The sequence below is a fragment of the Kocuria rhizosphaericola genome, assembly GCF_044462205.1.
In the GTDB taxonomy this organism is placed as follows: domain Bacteria; phylum Actinomycetota; class Actinomycetes; order Actinomycetales; family Micrococcaceae; genus Kocuria; species Kocuria rhizosphaericola.
The window spans coordinates 18,136-36,512 of sequence record NZ_JBISWK010000131.1; the positions used below are offsets into that span (position 1 = coordinate 18,136).

Consider the following 18,377-nt stretch of genomic DNA (forward strand, 5'->3'; position numbering starts at 1 on the left):
CTGCGGGTCGGGTCGTGGCCCCAGTGTAGGAGCGGCCCGGTGTGCGATGGTCACATGCTGAGACGCCCGTCCGGAGAACAAGACCTTGCGGCGGAGAAGCGTATTCTGGACGGCGGACCGCCGGCGGTCCGCCCGGGTGCTCCGCCACCAGGGGCCGCCCGCCCCGCCACCGGACATCCCCGACCGAGGAGACGCAGCTCCGCCATGCCCCACCTCCGCTCCCGCACCTCGACCCATGGCCGCAACATGGCCGGCGCCCGCGCCCTGTGGCGCGCCACCGGCATGGGCGACGACGACTTCGGGAAGCCGATCGTCGCGATCGCGAACTCCTACACGCAGTTCGTCCCGGGCCACGTGCACCTCAAGGACATGGGCGACCTCGTGGCCTCCGCGGTCAAGGCGGCCGGCGGCGTGGCGAAGGAGTTCAACACCATCGCGGTCGACGACGGGATCGCGATGGGCCACGACGGCATGCTGTACTCGCTGCCCTCCCGCGACATCATCGCGGACTCCGTGGAGTACATGGTCAACGCCCACCGGGCCGACGCCCTGGTCTGCATCTCCAACTGCGACAAGATCACGCCGGGCATGCTGCTGGCCGCGCTGCGGCTCAACATCCCGGTGGTCTTCGTCTCCGGCGGGCCCATGGAGTCCGGCGAGGCCGTCGAGGGCGTCGTGGAGCACCGCCTGGACCTCGTGGACGCGATGTCCATGGCCGTCGACGAGTCCATCACCGACGAGCAACTGGGCCAGATCGAGCGCAACGCCTGCCCCACCTGCGGATCCTGCTCGGGCATGTTCACCGCGAACTCCATGAACTGCCTCACCGAGGCCCTCGGCCTGTCCCTGCCCGGCAACGGCACCACGCTGGCCACCCAGGTGGCCCGCAAGGAGCTCTTCCTCGAGGCCGGCCGCCGGGTCGTGGACCTGTGCTGCCGCTACTACGAGCAGGACGACGAGTCCGTGCTGCCGCGCAACATCGCCACCAAGGCGGCGTTCGAGAACGCCATGGCCCTCGACATCGCCATGGGCGGGTCCACCAACACGATCCTGCACATCCTCGCCGCCGCCCAGGAGGGCGAGGTGGACTTCACGCTCCCGGACATCGACGCCCTGTCCCGCCAGGTGCCCTGCCTGTGCAAGGTCGCGCCGAACTCCACGCGGTTCCACATCGAGCACGTGCACCGTGCCGGCGGCATTCCCGCGATCCTCGGCGAGCTGCGCCGCGCGGGCCTGCTCAACGAGGACGTGCACACGGTGCACGCCCCGGACCTGGCCAGCTGGCTGGACGAGTGGGACGTCCGCAGCGGCACGGCCTCCGAGCGGGCGCAGGAGCTGTTCCTCGCCGCGCCCGGCGGCGTGCGCACCACCCAGGCGTTCTCCACGGCCAACACGTTCGAGTCCCTCGACCTCGACGGCGAGGACGGCTGCATCCGCTCCGTCGAGCACGCCTACACGCAGGACGGCGGCCTGGCGATCCTCTACGGCAACATCGCCGAGGACGGGGCGGTCATCAAGACCGCCGGCATCGACGAGGAGCTGTTCCACTTCGTCGGCAAGGCGTTCGTGGTCGAGTCCCAGGACGAGGCCGTGTTCGAGATCCTCTCCAAGAACGTTCAGCCCGGCGACATCGTGGTCATCACCCACGAGGGCCCCAGGGGAGGCCCGGGCATGCAGGAGATGCTCTACCCGACCTCCTACCTCAAGGGCCTCGGCCTCGGCCGGGAGTGCGCGCTCATCACCGACGGACGCTTCTCGGGCGGCACCTCCGGCCTCTCGATCGGGCACATCTCCCCGGAGGCCGCCGCCGGCGGCGCCGTGGGCCTCATCGAGACCGGCGACGAGATCGAGATCGACGTCGCCCGGCGCGTGCTGCGCGTCGACGTGGACGACGCCACGCTCGCCGCCCGCCGGCAGGCCAAGGGCGCGGCCCCCTGGTACCCCACGAAGCCGCGCGAGCGCCAGGTCTCCAAGGCGCTGCGGGCCTACGCCTCGATGGTCACCTCCGCGGACAAGGGCGCCGTGCGCGTGATCTGACGCCAGCCGCCCGCGAACCGGGCGCAGCCGGTGGGGGACGGGGCGCCGGTCCCTTCCACTAGAGTTCCGTCGGGGCGCGCGACCGCTGCGCCCGGTCGTTCACGCGGGCCCCGCACAGACCCCAGGCCGGGGACCCGCGTCCGTCACAGTTCGGAGCTGCAATGGAACTCGTCACCGATCTCGTCGGCACCCTCGGCGGCTGGGTGTGGAACGTGGTCTTCGCCGTCCTCATCGGGGTGGGCCTCTACCTGACCGTCCGCACCGGCGCGGTGCAGCTGCGGCTGGTCCCGGAGATGTTCCGGGTGCTCAACGACAAGCCCGGCATGGCCGAGGACGGCAAGAAGGGCATCTCCGCGTTCCGGGCCTTCACCGTCTCCGCCGCGTCCCGCGTGGGCACCGGCAACATCGCCGGCGTCGCGATCGCCATCAGCCTGGGCGGGCCGGGCGCCGTGTTCTGGATGTGGGTGATCGCCGGGATCGGCGCCGCGAGCGCGTTCACGGAGTCCCTGCTGGGCCAGCTGTACAAGATCAAGGCTCCCACCGGGTACGTGGGCGGGCCCGCCTACTACATGGAGCGCGGCATCGGCGCGCGCTGGATGGGGCTGCTCTTCGCGGTCGTCATCACCCTGACCTACGGGTTCGTGTTCAACTCCGTGCAGTCCAACTCGATCGTGGACGCGCTGGGCGGCTCGCTCGGCGTGGACATCGCGGCCGCGGAGGCGCTGTGGTTCCGGATCCTGATCGGCGCCGTGCTCGTCGGGCTGACCGCGGCGATCATCTTCGGCGGCATCCGCAGGATCTCCGCGGTCTCCGAGATCGTCGTCCCGATCATGGCGGTGCTCTACGTCCTGCTCGGCCTGCTCGTCGTCGTCCTGAACGTCGGCGAGGTCCCCGCGGTGCTCGGCCGGATCCTCGAGGGGGCCTTCGGCATCCGGGAGTTCGTCACCGGCGGGCTGATCGGCGTCATCATCCAGGGCATGAAGCGCGGCCTGTTCTCCAACGAGGCCGGCATGGGCTCGGCCCCCAACGCCGGTGCCACCGCGTCCGTGTCCCACCCCGCCAAGCAGGGTTTCCTGCAGGCGCTCGGCGTGTACTTCGACACCTGGCTGATCTGCTCGATCACCGCGTTCATCGTGCTCCTCTCCGACCCCGAGCTCGGCGGCCGGGAGGGGGCGTCCCTGACCCAGTCCGCGCTGGCCCTGCAGCTGGGCAACTGGGCGGTGCACTTCCTGACCGTGGCCATCTTCCTGTTCGCGTTCACGTCCGTGATCGGCAACTACTACTACGGCGAGTCCAACATCCGCTTCCTCACGGGCTCGCCCGCGGCGATGACCGCCTACCGTGTGCTCGTGCTGGTGTTCGTCTTCGGCGGCGCGGTGCTGGCCCTGGACCTCGTCTGGTCCCTGGCCGACCTGTTCATGGCGGTCATGGCCACCATCAACCTGGTGGCCCTGGTCCTGCTCTCCGGCGTGGCCGTCCGGGTGCTCAAGAACTACGAGGCCCAGCGCAAGCAGGGCGTCGAGCCGGTCTTCCACAGCGGCGACGTCCCGGGCCTGTCCGGGCTCGGCGCGTGGGACGGCACCGACGTGGTGACCACCCGCGCCTACTGGGCCGACCGGGTGGCCGAGCGCGCCGGCTGAGCGACCCGGTGCGGGCGTCCCGCGTGGTGCCGCCCGCACCGGACGCTCTACAGTGACAGCATGGAATCTCGAACCCAGATGACCGCCACGGACCTCCGAAAGCTCCAGGCTCCCCTCAAGGACCGCTACCGGGAGGACCCCGAGGCGGCCCGCACGCCCCTGCACTCCCACGGCGACTTCCGGGACCTCGGACTGACCTGCACGGTCGACACCTGGGCGGGCCCCGTGCGGGGCGGTCCGCACGCCGCCACCGGCGGCGACGGCAGCGATGCCTGCTCCGGGGACATGCTCCTCGACGCGCTCCTGGCCTGCGCCGGGGTGACCCTGCGCAGCGTCGCCACCGCCATGGGCGTGGAGGTGCGCTCGGCCGAGCTGACCGCCGACGGCATGTTCGACGCCCGCGGCACCCTGGGCGTCGACCGGGCCGTGCCCGTCGGGGTCCAGGACGTCGTCGTGACCGCCCGGGTGGACGCGGACCTCGACGACACCGCCCTGGAGCGCCTCGCGCGGGCCACGGAGCGGTACTGCGTGGTCAGCCAGAGCCTGAAGGCCGACGTGAAGTTCGTCCTCGAGCGCGTGTAGCGACCTGCCCCTCGGGACGGGGAACGGCCCCGGGAGCCCCAGGCTCCCGGGGCCGTTCCCCGTTTCAGGCCAGGACCTGCCGCTTTGCCGAGACGACCCCGGTGTTGAAGCCGGCCAGGTGGAGTCCGCCGTGGAAGCGGGCGTGCTCGATCTTCACGCAGCGGTCCATGACCACGTCGAGCCCGCCCTCCTCGGCGATCCCGGCGGCCTCCTCGTGCCAGGAGCCCAGCTGCAGCCACAGGGTCTTCGCCCCGACGGCCACGGCGTCGCGGGCCACGTCGGGGAGGTCGTCGTGGCGCCGGAACGCGTCGACGAGGTCGGGGACCTCCGGCAGGTCCGCGAGGGTCGGGTAGACGGGCCGGCCCATGATCTCCCGCAGCACGGGGTTGACGAAGTGCACCCGGTACGGCGAGGAGGACAGCAGGTAGGTCGAGACGAAGTAGGACGCGCGGGACGGCTTGTTGGACGCGCCCACGATGGCGATCGACTCGGTGCCGTGCAGGATGTTCAGCCGTTCGGGCGCGCTCGGCCCCGTCCAGGTGCGGGTCTCGGCGGTCATCGGAGCACTCCTTCGGTGGTCGGGGCGGACTCCCGGGTCAGCCCGGTCGCCGCGGAGAGGGCCTGGTCCAGGTCCCAGAGGATGTCCCCGGCGTCCTCGAGGCCCACCGAGAGGCGGATGAGGTCCTCCCGGACCCCGGCCCCGAGCAGCTGCTCGGCCGTCAGCTGCTGGTGGGTCGTCGAGGCCGGGTGCAGGACGAGGGTCCGGGCGTCGCCGATGTTGGCGAGATGGCTGGCGAGCTGCAGGTTCTCGATGAACCGGGCGCCGACCTCCCGCCCTCCGAGCTGCTCCGTGGGGGAGACGCCGAACGCGAACACGGCGCCCGGGCCGAGGGGCAGGTACTTCCGCGCCCGGTCGTGGTGGGGGTGGCTCGGCAGCCCGGCGTAGTTGACGTAGGAGACGCGCGGGTCCTCCTCCAGCCACCGCGCGACGACCTTCGCGTTGGCCAGGTGCGCGTCCATGCGCTGCGGCAGCGTCTCGACGCCCTGGAGCAGGTTCCACGCGGACTGGGGCGCCAGGGCGGGGCCGATGTCCCGCAGCTGCTCCGTGCGCAGCCTGGTCAGGAACCCGTACTCCCCGAAGTTCCCCCACCAGGTGACGTCGTTGTACGTCGGCACCGGCTCCGTCATGGACGGGAAGTTGCCGTTCGCCCAGTCGAAACGGCCGGACTCGACGACGACGCCGCCCAGCGTGGTGCCGTGACCGCCCAGGAACTTGGTGGCGGAGTGGATGACGATGTCCGCCCCGTGCTCGAACGGGCGGATCAGGTACGGCGGGGTCATGGTCGAGTCGACGACCAGGGGCACGCCGACCTCGTGCGCGACCGCGGCGAGGCCCTCGAGGTCGGCGATCTCCCCGGACGGGTTGGCCACGACCTCCGTGTAGACGGCCTTGGTGCCCGGGCGCACCGCGGCCCGGTAGTCGGCGGGGTCGGTGCCGGGCACGAAGGTGGTCTCGATCCCGAAGCGGCGGAGGGTGACGTCCAGCTGGGTGACCGTCCCCCCGTAGAGCTGGGCGGAGGCCACGATGTGGTCCCCGGCCTGGGCGAGCGCGGCGAACACGAGGAACTCGGCGGACATCCCGGAGGCCGTGGCCACGGCGCCGATGCCGCCCTCGAGGGAGGCGATGCGCTCCTCGAACGCCGCGACGGTCGGGTTGCCGATGCGGGAGTAGATGTTGCCGTACTTCTGCAGGGCGAACAGGTTGGCGGCGTCGTCGGCGTCCTTGAAGACGAACGACGTGGTCTGGTAGATCGGGACCGCGCGGGCGCCGTGCTCGGCGTCGGGGGTGCCCCCGGCGTGCAGGGCGCGGGTGCGGAACCCGAACTGGTGGTCGGCCATGGGGAGAACTCCTCGTGCGAGTGGTGCCGCTGGACGGTCCCGGGCGGAGACAGACCCGGGCGAGCGGGCCGGGGGTGCGCTGCTCCATCGGTCCTGGCGGTAGCACCGGGCGGTCTGCGACGTCGACCACGGTTGCTGCGGCGTCGTCGATCCAGGTCTCTCGGCCGCTCGGGATGGTTGCCTCCCATTGTGCTGCCCCGGGGGGCCCCGCGCCAACCGGGCCGGGGCGGCCCCTAGACTGGGAGGACAGCCTCCCCGACGACGAGAAGGTCGGTCATGCGCTCCGCCCCACGACCGGCGAGGACGGGCTCGCCCCAGACCGCTCCCTGGCACGCGCTGAGCACCGGGGAGGTCCTGGAGAGCCTGTCGGCCCCGGCCGGCGGGCTCGGCGCGGAGGAGGCGGCGGGGAGGCTGGCCGATTCCGGACCCAACGTCCTGCCCGTCGCCGAGGCGGCGCCCTGGTGGCGGGTCCTGCTGCGGCAGTTCGTGAGCCCCATCATCTTCGTGCTCCTGCTCGCCGGCGCCGTCACCGCGGTCCAGCGGCACTGGGTGGACGCGACCGCCATCTTCGTGGTGCTGCTGGTCAACGCCTCCCTGGGGTTCTACCAGGAGCGCAAGGCGGAGCGGGACGTGCGCGCCCTCCGCTCGCTGTCCACCCCGTCCTGCCGTGTGCTCCGGGACGGGCAGGAGCGCACGGTGCCCGGCCCGGACGTGGCGCCCGGGGACGTCGTGCTGCTGGAGAGCGGCGAGCGGGTGCCGGCCGATCTGCGGCTGCTGGAGGCCAACGGCCTGCAGATCGACGAGTCCATGCTCACCGGGGAGTCGCACGCCGCGACCAAGCAGACGGAGCCGGTGCCGGAGACCGCGGCGACGGCGGACCGGACGGACATCGCGTTCAGCGGCACCTTCGTCACCAGCGGCCGCGGCCGGGGCGTGGTCGTCGCCACCGGGGAACGGACCGAGCTGGGGGCCATCAACGAGCTCGTGCAGGGGCCCGCCGGGCAGAGCCCGCTGCAGGTGCTCACGCATTCGCTGGAGCGCCGGATCGGGCTGGTGGTCCTGGTGTCCGTGGTCGTGGTCTTCGTGGCGGGGCTGCTCCTGGGCAACGAGCCGTCGCAGATGTTCCGCACCGCGGTGGCGCTGGCGGTGGCCACGGTCCCGGAGTCGCTGCCGATCGTGCTGACCGTGGCGATGAGCGTCGGGGTCTCCCGGATGGCCCGGCACCACGCCATCGTGCGCACGCTGCCGGCGGTCGAGACGCTGGGCTCCACGAGCACGATCGGCTCCGACAAGACCGGCACCCTGACCCAGAACCGGCTCACGGTGGAGCGTATCTGGGCCGCGGACGCGGGGGCGGACCTCGTCGGCGGGGAGCTCGACGGGGTGGACTCCGACCTGCTCCGCGCCGTGCTGCGGACCGGGGCGCTGACCAACGAGGCCGTGCCCCGGGCCGGGGCCGAGGACGGGGACGGCGGCCCGGCGTACGTGGGGGACGCGGTCGACGCCGCCATGGCCGCGGTCGCCGTGTCCCTCGGCGCGATCACCGAGGAGGAGCGGGCGGCGCCGCCCGTGGCGCACCAGCCGTACGAACCGCAGCTGCGGTACTGCCAGACGGTCCGCCGCGACGCGCAGGGCCGGCGGGTCCTGCACGTCAAGGGTTCCCCCGAGGCCATCCTGGAGCGCTCGGTGGCGCTCGCCCGGTCCGGGGGCGCCGGGCCGCTGGACGAGGACCTGGTCCTGGCCGCCAACGAGGAGCTGGGCCGCGACGGGCTGCGGGTCATCGCGACCGGCATCCGCGTCCTCGACGACGACGAGGAGCCGCGCGATCCGCTGCCGCCGCCGAGCGGACTGCTGCTGCTGGGCATGGAGGGCATGGCGGATCCGCCGCGTCCGGGAGTGGCGGAGGCCATCGCGGAGTGCCTGCGGGCGGGGATCCAGGTGAAGATGATCACCGGGGACCACCCGGTGACGGCGATGGCCGTGGCGGAACGGCTGGGACTGCCCACCGACGCCGCCGCGCTGACCGGCGCCGAGATGGCGGGGCTCGACGACCACGGGCTCGCGGCCCGGCTGGAGCGGACCAGCGTGGCTGCCCGGGTCGCCCCGCAGGACAAGCTGCGCATCGTCCAGGTGCTGCAGGACCGGGACCACGTCGTGGCCGTGACCGGCGACGGGGTGAACGACGCCCCGGCCCTGAAGGCCGCCTCCATCGGCGTGGCCATGGGCAGGTCCGGGACCGACGTGGCCAGGGAGGCCTCCGACCTCGTGCTGACCGACGACAACTTCGTCACCATCGTCCACGCCGTGCGGCAGGGCAGGGTCACCTTCGCGGCCATCCGCAAGGCCACGTTCTTCCTGGTCTCCACGGGGGCGGCGGCGCTGCTCGCGGTGTCGCTGAGCGTGGTGGCCGAGCAACCGCTGCTCTTCCTGCCCGTCCAGCTGCTGTGGATCAACCTCGTCACGAACGGGGTGCAGGACATCGCGCTGACCCTCGAGGCCGCGGAGGGCGACGAGCTGACCCGACCGCCCCGGCCCCGGTCCGAGGGCGTGCTGTCCCGGACCCTGTGGTTCCGGGCGGGCATCACCGCCGTGTGGATGGCGCTGGGCGTGCTGGCCGTCTTCGTCACGGCGCTGGAGACCGGCGCCGGCGAGGTCCAGGCCCGGTCCCTCGCCCTGACCACGTTCGTGCTGTTCAGCTTCTTCCAGGTCATGAGTGCCCGTGCCGAGCACAAGTCCCTGTTCCAGCTCGACCTGCTGGGCAACAAGCCCCTGGTGCTCACCTCGCTCGCCGCGCTGGCGCTGCACTGGGGCGTCATGGCGTGGCCGGTCTCGGCCGGGCTCATGGGGCTGGCTCCCCTGGACGCCTCGGGGTGGCTGCTCGCCGTGCTGCTGGGCTCCACCGTGCTGGTCATCGTGGAGGCGGAGAAGTTCGTCCGCCGCCGGTCCCGGCGCCGGAGGACCGGCTAGATCACCAGGCCCAGCGCGAACGGCCCGATCAGCACCGTGAAGATGGTGATCAGGATGACGCCCACGATGTTGAGCACGATGCCGCCGCGGACCATCTCGGTGATCTTGACCTGGCCGGTGGCGAAGACGATGGCGTTGGGCGGGGTTCCCACCGGGAGCATGAACGCACAGGTGGCCGCCAGCGCCGCGGGGATCAGCAGGGTCATGGGGTCGACCCCGATCCCGATGGCCACGCCGCCCAGGATCGGGATGAACGTGGCGGCGGTGGCGGTGTTGCTGGTCAGCTCCGTGAGGAACAGGACGATGAGCACCACGACGGCCAGCAACAGGATGATCGGCAGTGCGCCGAGGCCGCTGACCTGCGTGCCGAACCAGGCGTCCAGTCCGGTGCCGGCCACGGCGGAGGCCAGGGACAGGCCGCCGCCGAAGAGCAGCAGCACGCCCCACGGAAGACCGTCCTCGGCGTCCTTCCACTCCAGGGTCATGTTGCCCTGCTTGTCCCCGGGCAGCAGGAAGAGCAGCACCCCGGCGCCGATGGCGATGACCGTGTCGTCGAAGAGGTCCAGCCAGGGCAGCTGCTCGCCGATGTCGCCGATCCCGGAGAGCAGGCCGGGGACGATCCAGAAGAACGCCGCGGCCGCGAACACGCCCAGCACGGTCTTCTCGCCCTGGCTCATGCGCCCCAGCGCGGCGATCTCCTCGTCGATGAGTTCCTTGCCGCCGGGCACCTCGTCGAGGTGGAAGCGGAAGATGAGCCGGGTGATGAGCAGCCAGGCGAGGAGGATGAAGACGATCACGATCGGCAGGCCGAGCATCATCCACTGGGCGAAGCCCACGGTCTGGCCGAGTTCCTCGCTGATGTAGCCGGCGACGATGGCGTTGGGCGGGGAGCCCAGCAGCGTGCCCAGCCCCCCGATGGAGGCCGCCCAGGCGATCGACAGGAGCAGGGCCACGCCGAACAGGCGCACGTCGCGGTCGTCGATCACGTCGCTGATGGCCTTGCCGGAACGGATGTCCTCGCCCACGGAGCCGGACTGGGCCTGTGCGCCGGCGTGGCGGCTGTTCTCGGCCACGAGGGTCAGCACGCTGAGGCCGATCGGCAGCATCATCAGCGTGGTCGCGGTGTTGGACACCCACATCGAGAGGAACGCCGTGGAGATCATCATGCCCAGGATGATCTGCCGCGGATGGGTGCCGACCCGCCGGAGGGTCAGCAGCGCGATGCGGCGGTGCAGGTTCCACTTCTGCATGGCGATGGCGATGAGGAAGCCACCGAGGAAGAGGAAGACGATGGGGTTCGCATAAGGGGCGGTGACCTCGGACGCGGTCAGCGCCGTGAGCACCGGGAAGATGACGATGGGCAGGAGCGAGGTGACGGACAGCGGGAGTGCCTCGGTGATCCACCAGACCGCCATCAGCGTGGCGACCGCGCCCACGATCCGGGCGTCGGCGGAGATGTCCGCGCCGCCGAGGAGGAACCAGACGACGAGAGCCAGCAGGAGCCCCAGCCCACGGAAGAGCCACGTCTTCCCGGGGGACCGGTCCGGACCCGCCTCCTCGGCCTGGTGGTCGTACTGCCCTTGCTGGGGGACGACGCCCCGGGACTGCTCGCTCATCTGTCGGTCCTCACAACCTCGTGGTGTGCTGTGAAAACTAGCAGTGCACTGTCGGTCGGACAAGGGACGGGAAGAGCCCCTACCCGTCCGTCGGCGTGTCGCGGTGGACGCGCGGGAAGCGGTTGCGCAGGTTCTCCCGGGCCACGGCCGAGAGGTTCTCCAGCGGCAGCCCGGCCGGGCAGACCTCCACGCAGTCGCCGAGCAGGGAGCAGGGCCCGAACTGTTCCTCGGCCGCGTCGATCACCTTGGCGGAACGGTCCCGGCGCTCGGCGTCGTCCGTGGCCAGCGGGGGGAGCTCCCGCAGCATCGTGCCGACGAAGAGCTGGCCGGAGCCGTTGGGGCAGGACGCCACGCACGCCCCGCAGCTGATGCAGCCGCCGTTGGCGAGGGCCTTCATGCCCACCGGGAACCTGGCCGCCTTCGTCACCGTGCGCAGCGCCTTCTTGTCCACGGAGAGGTCCCGCTTGACCGGGAAGGACGACGCCCGCAGCGGCTCGATCCGCACCCGGTCCCCGTCCCGGTACGCCCCCAGGTGCTGCGTGCAGCTCGCGGCGTTGCGCTCGGGTCCGTGCGCCACGCCGTCGACCGTCACCCCGCACTTGCCGCAGATCCCCTCCCGGCAGCCGTCGTCGAAGACCACCGGGTCCTCGCCGGCGGCCTCCAGCTGCGCGTTGATCCGGTCGAGCAGTTCCAGCACGGTCATCTCCGGGGTCGCGTCCGGGACCTCGTAGGCCGTGAAGTCCCCGGGCTCCTCCGGGGAGGGCTGGCGCCACACGTCCACGGTCAGGGAGAAGGTGCTCACTCGCTCGGGTCCTTGTCGTCTCGAAGAGGGCCGGCCGGAAGAAGGCCGGTGCGGGAAAGGGTGGAGGCGGCCACGGGGCTCAGCGCACCGCGCGGGTCAGCACGGCCACCGGGATCGTGGTGTTGCCGGCGGCCACCGCGGCGCCGAAGGCGTTCGCGGCGATCCGCAGCCGCCGCTGGAACCGCTGGTCGCCGGCCACCCCGACGTCGTTGGCGATCTCCGGGATGCCGTGCACCAGGTGCGCCGCCAGCGCCGCCATGGAGACGGCGTAGGCCGCGGCCACGGGCGGCCGGGAGAGGCTGGCCACGAGATTGGCGTAGGCGCTGCCGTGCTCGAAGCCCCGGGCAGCGGCGGGCCGGGCGCCCAGGGTCAGGTCGAGGACGTGGAAGACCGTGAACAGCCCGAGCACGCCGCCCGTGCTGCGCATCGAGCGTTTCGCCACCTCCCACGGGGAGCGACGGCGCCCCCGCGGGCGCCGGCCGGTGCGCGGCAGCAGCGTCCCGTTCGCCGCCCAGGACCGGGCGGTGAGCACCGCGGCGCCTCCCGCGTGGACGACCAGTCCGGTGGCGAGCACGCCCCGGGCCGCCCAGAGCACCGTGCCGCGCGGCAGCACGGGAGCGCCGGCCGTGCGGAGGGACGCGGCGTAGGCGTTGAACTTCTCCTCGCCCTGGTAGATCTTCAGGTTCCCGAGCATGTGCACCAGCACGTAGGCCGAGAACAGGGCGCCGGAGCCGGCCATCGCGAGCTTGAGCTCGGCGTTCGGCAGCGCGGGCAGGGGCCCGGCCGGTGCGGAGCGGTCGGTGCCTGCGGGGCGGGGGGACACATTCACGGCATTCATCCTAGGGGCGGTGCAGGCTGAGACGTCACAAGTCTCAACGTCCTTGCGAAGGGGGTCACGGACCGTCACCGGCGGTCACCGGGCGGCGCCAGGAGGGGCCTACCGCCGTGCGGCCAGGACCTCGGCGATGTGGTCCAGCGACTCCTCGTTCTGCAACGAGGACCGGTCGCCGAGCGGGGCGCCCTCCCACAGCTGCGCGAGCAGGCGGCGGGTGATCTTCCCGGAGCGGGTCTTCGGCAGGTCCGGGACCGCCACGACCGCCCGGGGCCTGGCGATGGGGCCGATCTCGTGCGCCACGTGCTCCCGCAGCGCGGCGGTCAGCTCCTCGGCCGGGCGGCGCTGTGCGTCGGGGGTGAGCACGACGTAGGCGAGCACCGCGTGCCCGGTCAGCTCGTCGCGCACGGGTGCCGCGCCGGCCTCCAGGACCCACGGGTGGGTGACGAGCGCCGACTCGATCTCGATGGTGGACAGCCGGTGCCCGGAGACGTTGATGACGTCGTCGACCCGCCCGAGGATGTAGACGTCCCCCTCCTCGTCGTAGCGGGCGCCGTCCCCGGCCAGGAACCAGCCCTGCTCGGCGTAGGCCTGCCAGTAGGAGGAGAGGTAGCGCTGCGGGTCGCCCCACACGGTGCGCGCCATCGACGGGCCGGTCCGGTCCACCACCACGAAGCCCTGCACGCCGGGCGGCACGGTCTCCCCGGCCTCGTCGACCACGCGGGTCGAGATCCCCGGCACCGCACGGGTCGCGCAGCCGGGCTTCAGAGCGGTGTGCGGCGCTCCCTCGTCGAAGGTCCCCGGGGGCGCGAACTGCGGGTCGTGCGGACGGGGGGACATCACGGTGGCGCCGGTTTCGGACTGCCACCACGTGTCCACGAACGGGACCTCGTCCCGGCCCAGCTGGGCACGCAGCCAGCGCCACGCCTCCGGGTTGATGGACTCGCCCACGGAGCCGAGCAGCCGGATCGAGTTGAGGTTGTAGAGCGGCGGGACGCCCTTCGGGAACGCGCCCATCAGGGAGCGGATCAGCGTGGGCGCCGTGTAGTAGGTGGTGACGCCGTAGCGCTCGACGACCTCGAGGTGCCGGCCCCAGTGGGGGGTGTTCGGGGTGCCCTCGTAGATCACCTCGGACACGCCGTTGACCAGGGGCCCGTAGATCTCGTAGGTGTGCGCGGTGACCCACGCGAGGTCGGCGGTGCACCAGTGGACGGTCGAGTCCACCTTGGCGGGGTCGTTGACGGTGGCCAGCTCGTCGGGGCGCAGCTCCCCGCCGGTGTCCTCGACGTCGGGCAGGAGGTCGAAGAGCAGGGCGTGCGTGTACGCGGCCTGCACGAGGTAGCCGCCCATCGTGTGCACCAGGCCCTTGGGCTTCCCGGTGGTCCCGGAGGTGTAGATGATGAACAGCGGTGTCTCGGCGTCGAACGCCTCGGGCACGTGCACGTCGGACTGCTCGGCGATCAGCTCGTGCCACCACACGTCGCGCCCGCGCGTCCACGGGACGGCGTCCTCGTCCTTGGAGTGCGTTCCCCGGGTCCCCCGGGGCAGGTCCGTGCGGCCGGGCCGGGAGGTGCGGCGCACGACGACGACGTGCTCGATCGCGTTGTCGCCGCTGCAGGCCTCGTCGGCGTTGGCCTTCACGGGCACCACGGCCCCGCGCCGGTGCTGCCCGTCCGTGGTCACGAGGACCTTGGCGCCGGTGTCCTCGACGCGGAACCTCAGCGCCTCGGCGGAGAACCCGCCGAAGACCAGCGAGTGCACGGCGCCGATGCGGGCGCAGGCCAGCGTGATGATGACGGTCTCCGGGATGACGGGGAGGTAGATCACCACCCGGTCGCCCTGCTCCACCCCCAGGGCGAGCAGGGCGTTGGCGGCGCGGGAGACCTCCCGCTGCAGGTCGGCGTAGGTGTAGACCAGCCGGTCCCCGGGCTCGCCCTCGAAGTACAGGGCCACGTGGGCGCCTCGGCCGGCCTCGACGTGGCGGTCCACGCAGTTGTGGGCCACGTTGAGCTTCCCGCCCTCGAACCACGCGATCTCGGGGACCGACCAGGTGGGGCTGCCCTGCTCGTCCTCGCCGATCCGCCGCGGCTCCTCGAAGCGGTGGGCGGTCGTCCACGGCTCGGCCCAGTCCAGCCGGGAGGCCTGGTCCGCCCAGAAGGCGATCCGGGCCTCGTCGGAGACGAGCGCGGGATTGGGGGTGGGGGAGGCGGGGTCGCTCCAGCTGTGGCTCACGGTCTCGGGTCCTTCGTCGTCGTGCGGGATGGTCTCCACCGTCGCAGATGGGTGTGTCTCGGCCGTTTCCTCAGGCCCACTTCGTGACGGCCCACTTCTCGAAGACCCCCAGCAGCGCGTCGGAGAGCTTGCCCAGCACCGCGAGCAGCACGATGGCCAGGAGCAGGCGGTCGGTGCGCCCGTTGTTCTGCGAGTCGGTGAGCAGCCAGCCCAGGCCCATGGAGGCCCCCAGCAGCTCGGCGGCCACGAGGAACAGCCACGCCTGGGCCAGGGCCAGGCGCAGCCCCGAGATGACCGACGGCATGACGGCCGGCAGCTGCACCGTGGTCAGCAGGCGCAGCCCGTGGAGCCCGAACGCCCGGGCCGCCTCGATGAGGTTGCGGTCCACGTGCTGCAGGGCCGCGGAGACGGTGGTGTAGACGGGGAAGAACGCACCGATGGCCACCAGCGTGACCTTGGAGTCCTCGCCGAGGCCGATCCACAGCAGCAGCAGCGGCACCCACGCCAGGGACGGCACCGCGCGGAACGCCCCGATCGTGGGGCCGACCAGCGTGGAGCCCCAGCGGGAGAGGCCGATGAACGACCCGGCCACGAGCCCGAGCCCGGCGCCGATCAGGAAGCCGATCAGCACCCGCTGGGTCGAGATGCCCACGTGGGTCCAGAGGTCCCCGCCGGCCAGCAGGCCGATCCCGGCCTCGAGCACCGCGAGCGGGGCCGGGAGCTGCACGGCGCTGAAGACCCCGGCGGTGGACAGCACGTGCCACAGCACCAGCAGCGCCGCGGGCAGCAGCAGGCCCAGTCCGGCGCGCAGCAGCGGCCGCCGCCGGGGGGCCGCCGGGGCGGGTGCACCGTCGACGCGCGCCGCCTCCGCGGCGGGGGCCGCCGGCTGCGTCATTCCTGGCCCCCGATCAGCTCGGCCGCGCGGGAGGCGTCGGCATTCTCCGCGTATGAGCTCTCCACGATGCTCGCGAGCGCCTCGTCGATCTGCGCCTGGTCGGCGACGTCGTCGGACTCGACGAAGGTCGGCCCGACCCTCTCGAGGACCGCCAGCTGCTCGTCGCCGGGCACGTGGTCGATGTCCAGGTTGGTGCGCTCGAGCACCTTCTCGGCCACGGACAGCTCGATCCCGGCCGCCTCGGAGAGCAGCTGCGCGGTCTCCTCGGTGTTCTCCTGCGCCCACTCCCGGGCGTAGGCGTAGACGTCCACCACGGTCTGGGCGGCCTCGGGCTGCTCCTCGAGGAAGCTCTCGTGGGCGTTCAGGAAACCGTAGGTGTTGAAGTCGACGTTGCGGTAGAACAGCTGCGCGCCGTTCTCCTCCGAGGCGGCCATGATCGGGTCGAGCCCGGCCCAGGCGTCCACCTGGCCGTTCTCCAGGGCGGCGCGGCCGTCCGCGTGCTGCAGGTTCTGGATCGTGACGTCCTCGGGGTCCACCCCGGCCTCGTCGAGGGCCTGGAGCAGGAAGAAGTACGGGTCGGTGCCCTTGGTCGCGGCCACGGTGCGGCCCTCGAGGTCCGTGACCTCCTGGACCCCGGTCCCGGGAGTGGTGACCAGGGCGGACCACTCCGGCTGCGAGTAGAGGTCGACGACCTGGATCGGGGTGCCGTTGCTGCGGGCCAGCAGCGCCGCGGAGCCCGCGGTGGAGCCGATGTCCACCGCCTCCGCGCGCAGGGCCTCGTTGGCCTTGTTCGACCCGGCGGACTGCACCCACTCCACCTCGGTGCCCTCCTCGGCGAACGCGGCCTCGAGCCAGCCCTTCTCCTTGATCACCACGGAGAGCGGGTTGTAGGTGGCCCAGTCCACGCGGACGGTGCCGTCCCCGGCGGCCTCCGCGGGTGCCTCGCCGGAGCCCTCACCGGCCATGCACCCGGTCAGGCCGAGGGCCAGGACGGCGGCGAGCGCGGGGATCGTGCGGACGGAACGCTGGGACAGGGGCATGGCGGTGCCTTTCGTGGTGAGCGGACGGGGCCGGGCGGTGCGGGCGGCGCCGCCGGTCCGGAGAGGAGGGAGGGAAGCGGGAGCGGGCCGCGTCAGCGGGCCGCGGGGTGGTGGGCGTCGACGCCCAGGTGGCCGAGGAGCTGCACGCGCAGCTCCGCGAGGACCTCGGAGGCCCGGTCCCGGGGACGCTCACCGGGAACGGTGAGGACCGTGCTGATCGAGGCGGGAGCGGTGGGCCCGGTGCGGCCCAGGACCACGACCCGGTCCGCGAGGTGCAGCGCCTCGTCGACGTCGTGGGTGACGAGCAGGACGGTGGTGGGCTGGGCCGCGTGGATCGTGAGCAGGAGGTCCTGCATCTGCAGGCGGGTCAGGGCGTCGAGCGCGCCGAAGGGCTCGTCGAGCAGCAGGACCCCGGGGTTGCGGGCCAGGGCGCGGGCCAGGGACGCGCGCTGGGCCATGCCGCCGGAGACCGCGCGGGGACGGTGGCCCGCGTGCGCGGTGAGCCCGACCAGGCGCAGCAGGTCGTCGATCACGGCGTCCCCCTCGTCCCGGGGGAGCCCCCGGGGCAGGCCCAGACGGACGTTCTCGCGCACGGAGCGCCACGGCAGCAGCCGGGGCTCCTGGAAGGCGACCGCGCAGCGCGGGTCGATCCCGGACACCGGGGTGCCGTCGATGAGCACCCGGCCCGCCGAGGCGGTGTCGAGCCCGGCCGCGGCCCGCAGCAGGGTGGACTTGCCGCATCCCGAGGGGCCGAGGATCGCCAGCACCTCGCCGGGGCGTGCCGCGACGTCGACGTCCTGCAGGACGTGGTGGGTCTCGCGGCCGGACGGGAAGGCCTTGCCGAGGTGCTCGAACGCCACGGAGAAGGCGCGCTTCGAGGTGTTCGGGGCGGTGGGCGGCGCAGGGCTCCGCAGGGAAGTGCTCATGGTCAACTCCATCGGTCCTGGCATTAGCACCTCGCACGGAGGATCAGACGGATCCGTGCCGGTTGCTGCGACGTCGACGAGCCAGGTCTCTCAGCCGCTCCGGATGGTTACGGGCCCATTGAACGTCCTCGGCGTGTTTCCTGGCAAATCCGTCGCATCCGCGGTCGCCGCGACACACCAGTGGCACGGGAGCCCTCCGTGCCCCACCATGGACCCATGACGAGCCGCAGAACCCCGGCCCGGGCGGACCTGGTGCGCGACGCCTGCGAGGCGTTCGGCGCGGTCCTCGACGGGCTCGGCGACGACGACTCCTGGGCCGCCACGGGGTGCACGGGGTGGTCGGTCCGGGACCTCACCCACCACTGCACGACGGACCTGCTGCGGGGGCTGGTCGCCCTGCACACGCCCACGACCGCCCGCCCCGACCGGGACGCCGCGACCTACTGGACGGACTGGGGCGGCGACCCCGTGAGGGCCGCCGAGGACCGGCGCCACGCCCGCGTGGCCGCGTCCATGTTCCTGGACTGGGAGCCGGTGCGCGAGCACCACCGTGAGACCGCCCGGGCGCTCGTCCACGCGGCGGAGCACTGCGGCGGCGGCGCGGTCCGCACCGAGGGGCACGTGCTGCGCGTCGAGGACCTGCTGAGCGCCCTCACGGTGGAGGCCACGGTGCACCACCTGGACCTGATCCAGCACCTGGACGGCTCCCCGGGGCCCGCCGTGGACGGGCTCGCCGAGGTCCGGCGGGTCCTCACCGACCTGTGGGAGCGGGAACCGCTCGAGCACTGGAGCGACGAGCACTTCGCCCGCGTGGGCACCGGCCGGGCGGAGCTGACCGCCCAGGAGCGCACCGAGCTGGGCGCGCACGCGGACCTCCTGCCGCTCTTCTCCTGACCCCATCCCGCGAGG

Annotated in this window: 14 protein-coding genes and 1 riboswitch; of the genes, 5 read left to right on the plus strand and 9 right to left on the minus strand. The window is 72.6% G+C overall.

Translation table 11 applies throughout. The features are described 5' to 3' along the window. Window positions 1-204 precede the first annotated feature (204 nt). The 3 genes from ilvD to ACH9D2_RS13485 all read left to right on the plus strand — a co-directional run bounded on the left by ilvD (window position 205) and on the right by ACH9D2_RS13485 (window position 4,259). Window positions 205-2,037 (plus strand): dihydroxy-acid dehydratase, encoded by a 1,833-nt coding sequence (ilvD, locus tag ACH9D2_RS13475; protein ID WP_396363317.1) that lies wholly within the window; start codon window positions 205-207, stop codon window positions 2,035-2,037. A gap of 161 nt (window positions 2,038-2,198) precedes the next feature. Beyond that, complete coding sequence (locus tag ACH9D2_RS13480) at window positions 2,199-3,677, plus strand: alanine/glycine:cation symporter family protein (RefSeq protein ID WP_396363318.1); 1,479 nt, start codon at window positions 2,199-2,201, stop codon at window positions 3,675-3,677. A 60-nt stretch (window positions 3,678-3,737) separates the two neighbouring features. Then, complete coding sequence (locus ACH9D2_RS13485) at window positions 3,738-4,259, plus strand: OsmC family protein (protein ID WP_396363319.1); 522 nt, start codon at window positions 3,738-3,740, stop codon at window positions 4,257-4,259. A gap of 64 nt (window positions 4,260-4,323) precedes the next feature. Here ACH9D2_RS13485 and ACH9D2_RS13490 read toward each other — a convergent pair whose 3' ends face one another. After that, the gene (locus tag ACH9D2_RS13490) at window positions 4,324-4,818 is read right to left on the minus strand and encodes a CoA-binding protein (RefSeq protein WP_396363320.1); all 495 of its coding nucleotides are present in this window, start codon (window positions 4,816-4,818) and stop codon (window positions 4,324-4,326) included. Next, entirely contained in the window at window positions 4,815-6,158 is a 1,344-nt protein-coding gene (locus tag ACH9D2_RS13495) for an aminotransferase class I/II-fold pyridoxal phosphate-dependent enzyme (RefSeq protein WP_396363321.1), read from the minus strand. The genes ACH9D2_RS13490 and ACH9D2_RS13495 overlap by 4 nt, the downstream gene beginning before the upstream one ends. A gap of 276 nt (window positions 6,159-6,434) precedes the next feature. Between ACH9D2_RS13495 and ACH9D2_RS13500 the strand changes: the two genes are divergently transcribed. Further along, entirely contained in the window at window positions 6,435-9,125 is a 2,691-nt protein-coding gene (locus ACH9D2_RS13500) for an HAD-IC family P-type ATPase (RefSeq protein ID WP_396363322.1), read from the plus strand. Here ACH9D2_RS13500 and ACH9D2_RS13505 read toward each other — a convergent pair. The 7 genes from ACH9D2_RS13505 to ACH9D2_RS13535 all read right to left on the minus strand — a co-directional run bounded on the left by ACH9D2_RS13505 (window position 9,122) and on the right by ACH9D2_RS13535 (window position 17,468). Continuing rightward, on the minus strand, window positions 9,122-10,741 hold the full coding sequence (locus tag ACH9D2_RS13505) for an SLC13 family permease (protein ID WP_396363323.1): 1,620 nt from the start codon (window positions 10,739-10,741) through the stop codon (window positions 9,122-9,124). The genes ACH9D2_RS13500 and ACH9D2_RS13505 overlap by 4 nt on opposite strands. Window positions 10,742-10,820: 79 nt before the next feature. Continuing rightward, on the minus strand, window positions 10,821-11,543 hold the full coding sequence (locus tag ACH9D2_RS13510; protein ID WP_396363324.1) for a 2Fe-2S iron-sulfur cluster-binding protein: 723 nt from the start codon (window positions 11,541-11,543) through the stop codon (window positions 10,821-10,823). Window positions 11,544-11,622: 79 nt separating this feature from the next. Beyond that, a complete protein-coding gene (locus tag ACH9D2_RS13515) occupies window positions 11,623-12,381 on the minus strand; it encodes a succinate dehydrogenase (protein WP_396363325.1) in 759 nt (252 codons plus the stop codon). A gap of 99 nt (window positions 12,382-12,480) precedes the next feature. After that, window positions 12,481-14,607, minus strand: a complete 2,127-nt coding sequence (locus ACH9D2_RS13520; RefSeq protein ID WP_396363326.1) for an AMP-binding protein — start codon at window positions 14,605-14,607, stop codon at window positions 12,481-12,483. Window positions 14,608-14,677: 70 nt separating this feature from the next. Continuing rightward, a complete protein-coding gene (locus ACH9D2_RS13525; RefSeq protein WP_396363327.1) occupies window positions 14,678-15,502 on the minus strand; it encodes an ABC transporter permease subunit in 825 nt (274 codons plus the stop codon). Further along, window positions 15,499-16,542: an aliphatic sulfonate ABC transporter substrate-binding protein gene (locus ACH9D2_RS13530; protein WP_396363328.1), complete on the minus strand. Its 1,044-nt coding sequence runs from the start codon at window positions 16,540-16,542 to the stop codon at window positions 15,499-15,501. Before ACH9D2_RS13530 ends, ACH9D2_RS13525 begins: the two co-directional genes overlap by 4 nt. Window positions 16,543-16,634: 92 nt before the next feature. Further along, the gene (locus ACH9D2_RS13535) at window positions 16,635-17,468 is read right to left on the minus strand and encodes an ATP-binding cassette domain-containing protein (RefSeq protein WP_396363330.1); all 834 of its coding nucleotides are present in this window, start codon (window positions 17,466-17,468) and stop codon (window positions 16,635-16,637) included. 5 nt (window positions 17,469-17,473) lie between these two features. Then, window positions 17,474-17,578, minus strand: a riboswitch (SAM riboswitch). A gap of 106 nt (window positions 17,579-17,684) precedes the next feature. Between ACH9D2_RS13535 and ACH9D2_RS13540 the strand changes: the two genes are divergently transcribed. After that, entirely contained in the window at window positions 17,685-18,362 is a 678-nt protein-coding gene (locus tag ACH9D2_RS13540; RefSeq protein ID WP_396363331.1) for a maleylpyruvate isomerase N-terminal domain-containing protein, read from the plus strand. Window positions 18,363-18,377 lie beyond the last annotated feature (15 nt).

Bases quoted from the DNA above. Each gene is read 5' to 3' on its own strand.
- ilvD (WP_396363317.1), top strand. From the start codon at position 205: ATGCCCCACCTCCGCTCCCGCACCTCGACCCATGGCCGCAACATGGCC.
- ACH9D2_RS13480 (WP_396363318.1), top strand. From the start codon at position 2,199: ATGGAACTCGTCACCGATCTCGTCGGCACCCTCGGCGGCTGGGTGTGG.
- ACH9D2_RS13485 (WP_396363319.1), top strand. From the start codon at position 3,738: ATGGAATCTCGAACCCAGATGACCGCCACGGACCTCCGAAAGCTCCAG.
- ACH9D2_RS13490 (WP_396363320.1), bottom strand. From the start codon at position 4,818: ATGACCGCCGAGACCCGCACCTGGACGGGGCCGAGCGCGCCCGAACGG.
- ACH9D2_RS13495 (WP_396363321.1), bottom strand. From the start codon at position 6,158: ATGGCCGACCACCAGTTCGGGTTCCGCACCCGCGCCCTGCACGCCGGG.
- ACH9D2_RS13500 (WP_396363322.1), top strand. From the start codon at position 6,435: ATGCGCTCCGCCCCACGACCGGCGAGGACGGGCTCGCCCCAGACCGCT.
- ACH9D2_RS13505 (WP_396363323.1), bottom strand. From the start codon at position 10,741: ATGAGCGAGCAGTCCCGGGGCGTCGTCCCCCAGCAAGGGCAGTACGAC.
- ACH9D2_RS13515 (WP_396363325.1), bottom strand. From the start codon at position 12,381: ATGAATGCCGTGAATGTGTCCCCCCGCCCCGCAGGCACCGACCGCTCC.
- ACH9D2_RS13525 (WP_396363327.1), bottom strand. From the start codon at position 15,502: ATGACGCAGCCGGCGGCCCCCGCCGCGGAGGCGGCGCGCGTCGACGGT.
- ACH9D2_RS13530 (WP_396363328.1), bottom strand. From the start codon at position 16,542: ATGCCCCTGTCCCAGCGTTCCGTCCGCACGATCCCCGCGCTCGCCGCC.
- ACH9D2_RS13535 (WP_396363330.1), bottom strand. From the start codon at position 17,468: ATGAGCACTTCCCTGCGGAGCCCTGCGCCGCCCACCGCCCCGAACACC.
- ACH9D2_RS13540 (WP_396363331.1), top strand. From the start codon at position 17,685: ATGACGAGCCGCAGAACCCCGGCCCGGGCGGACCTGGTGCGCGACGCC.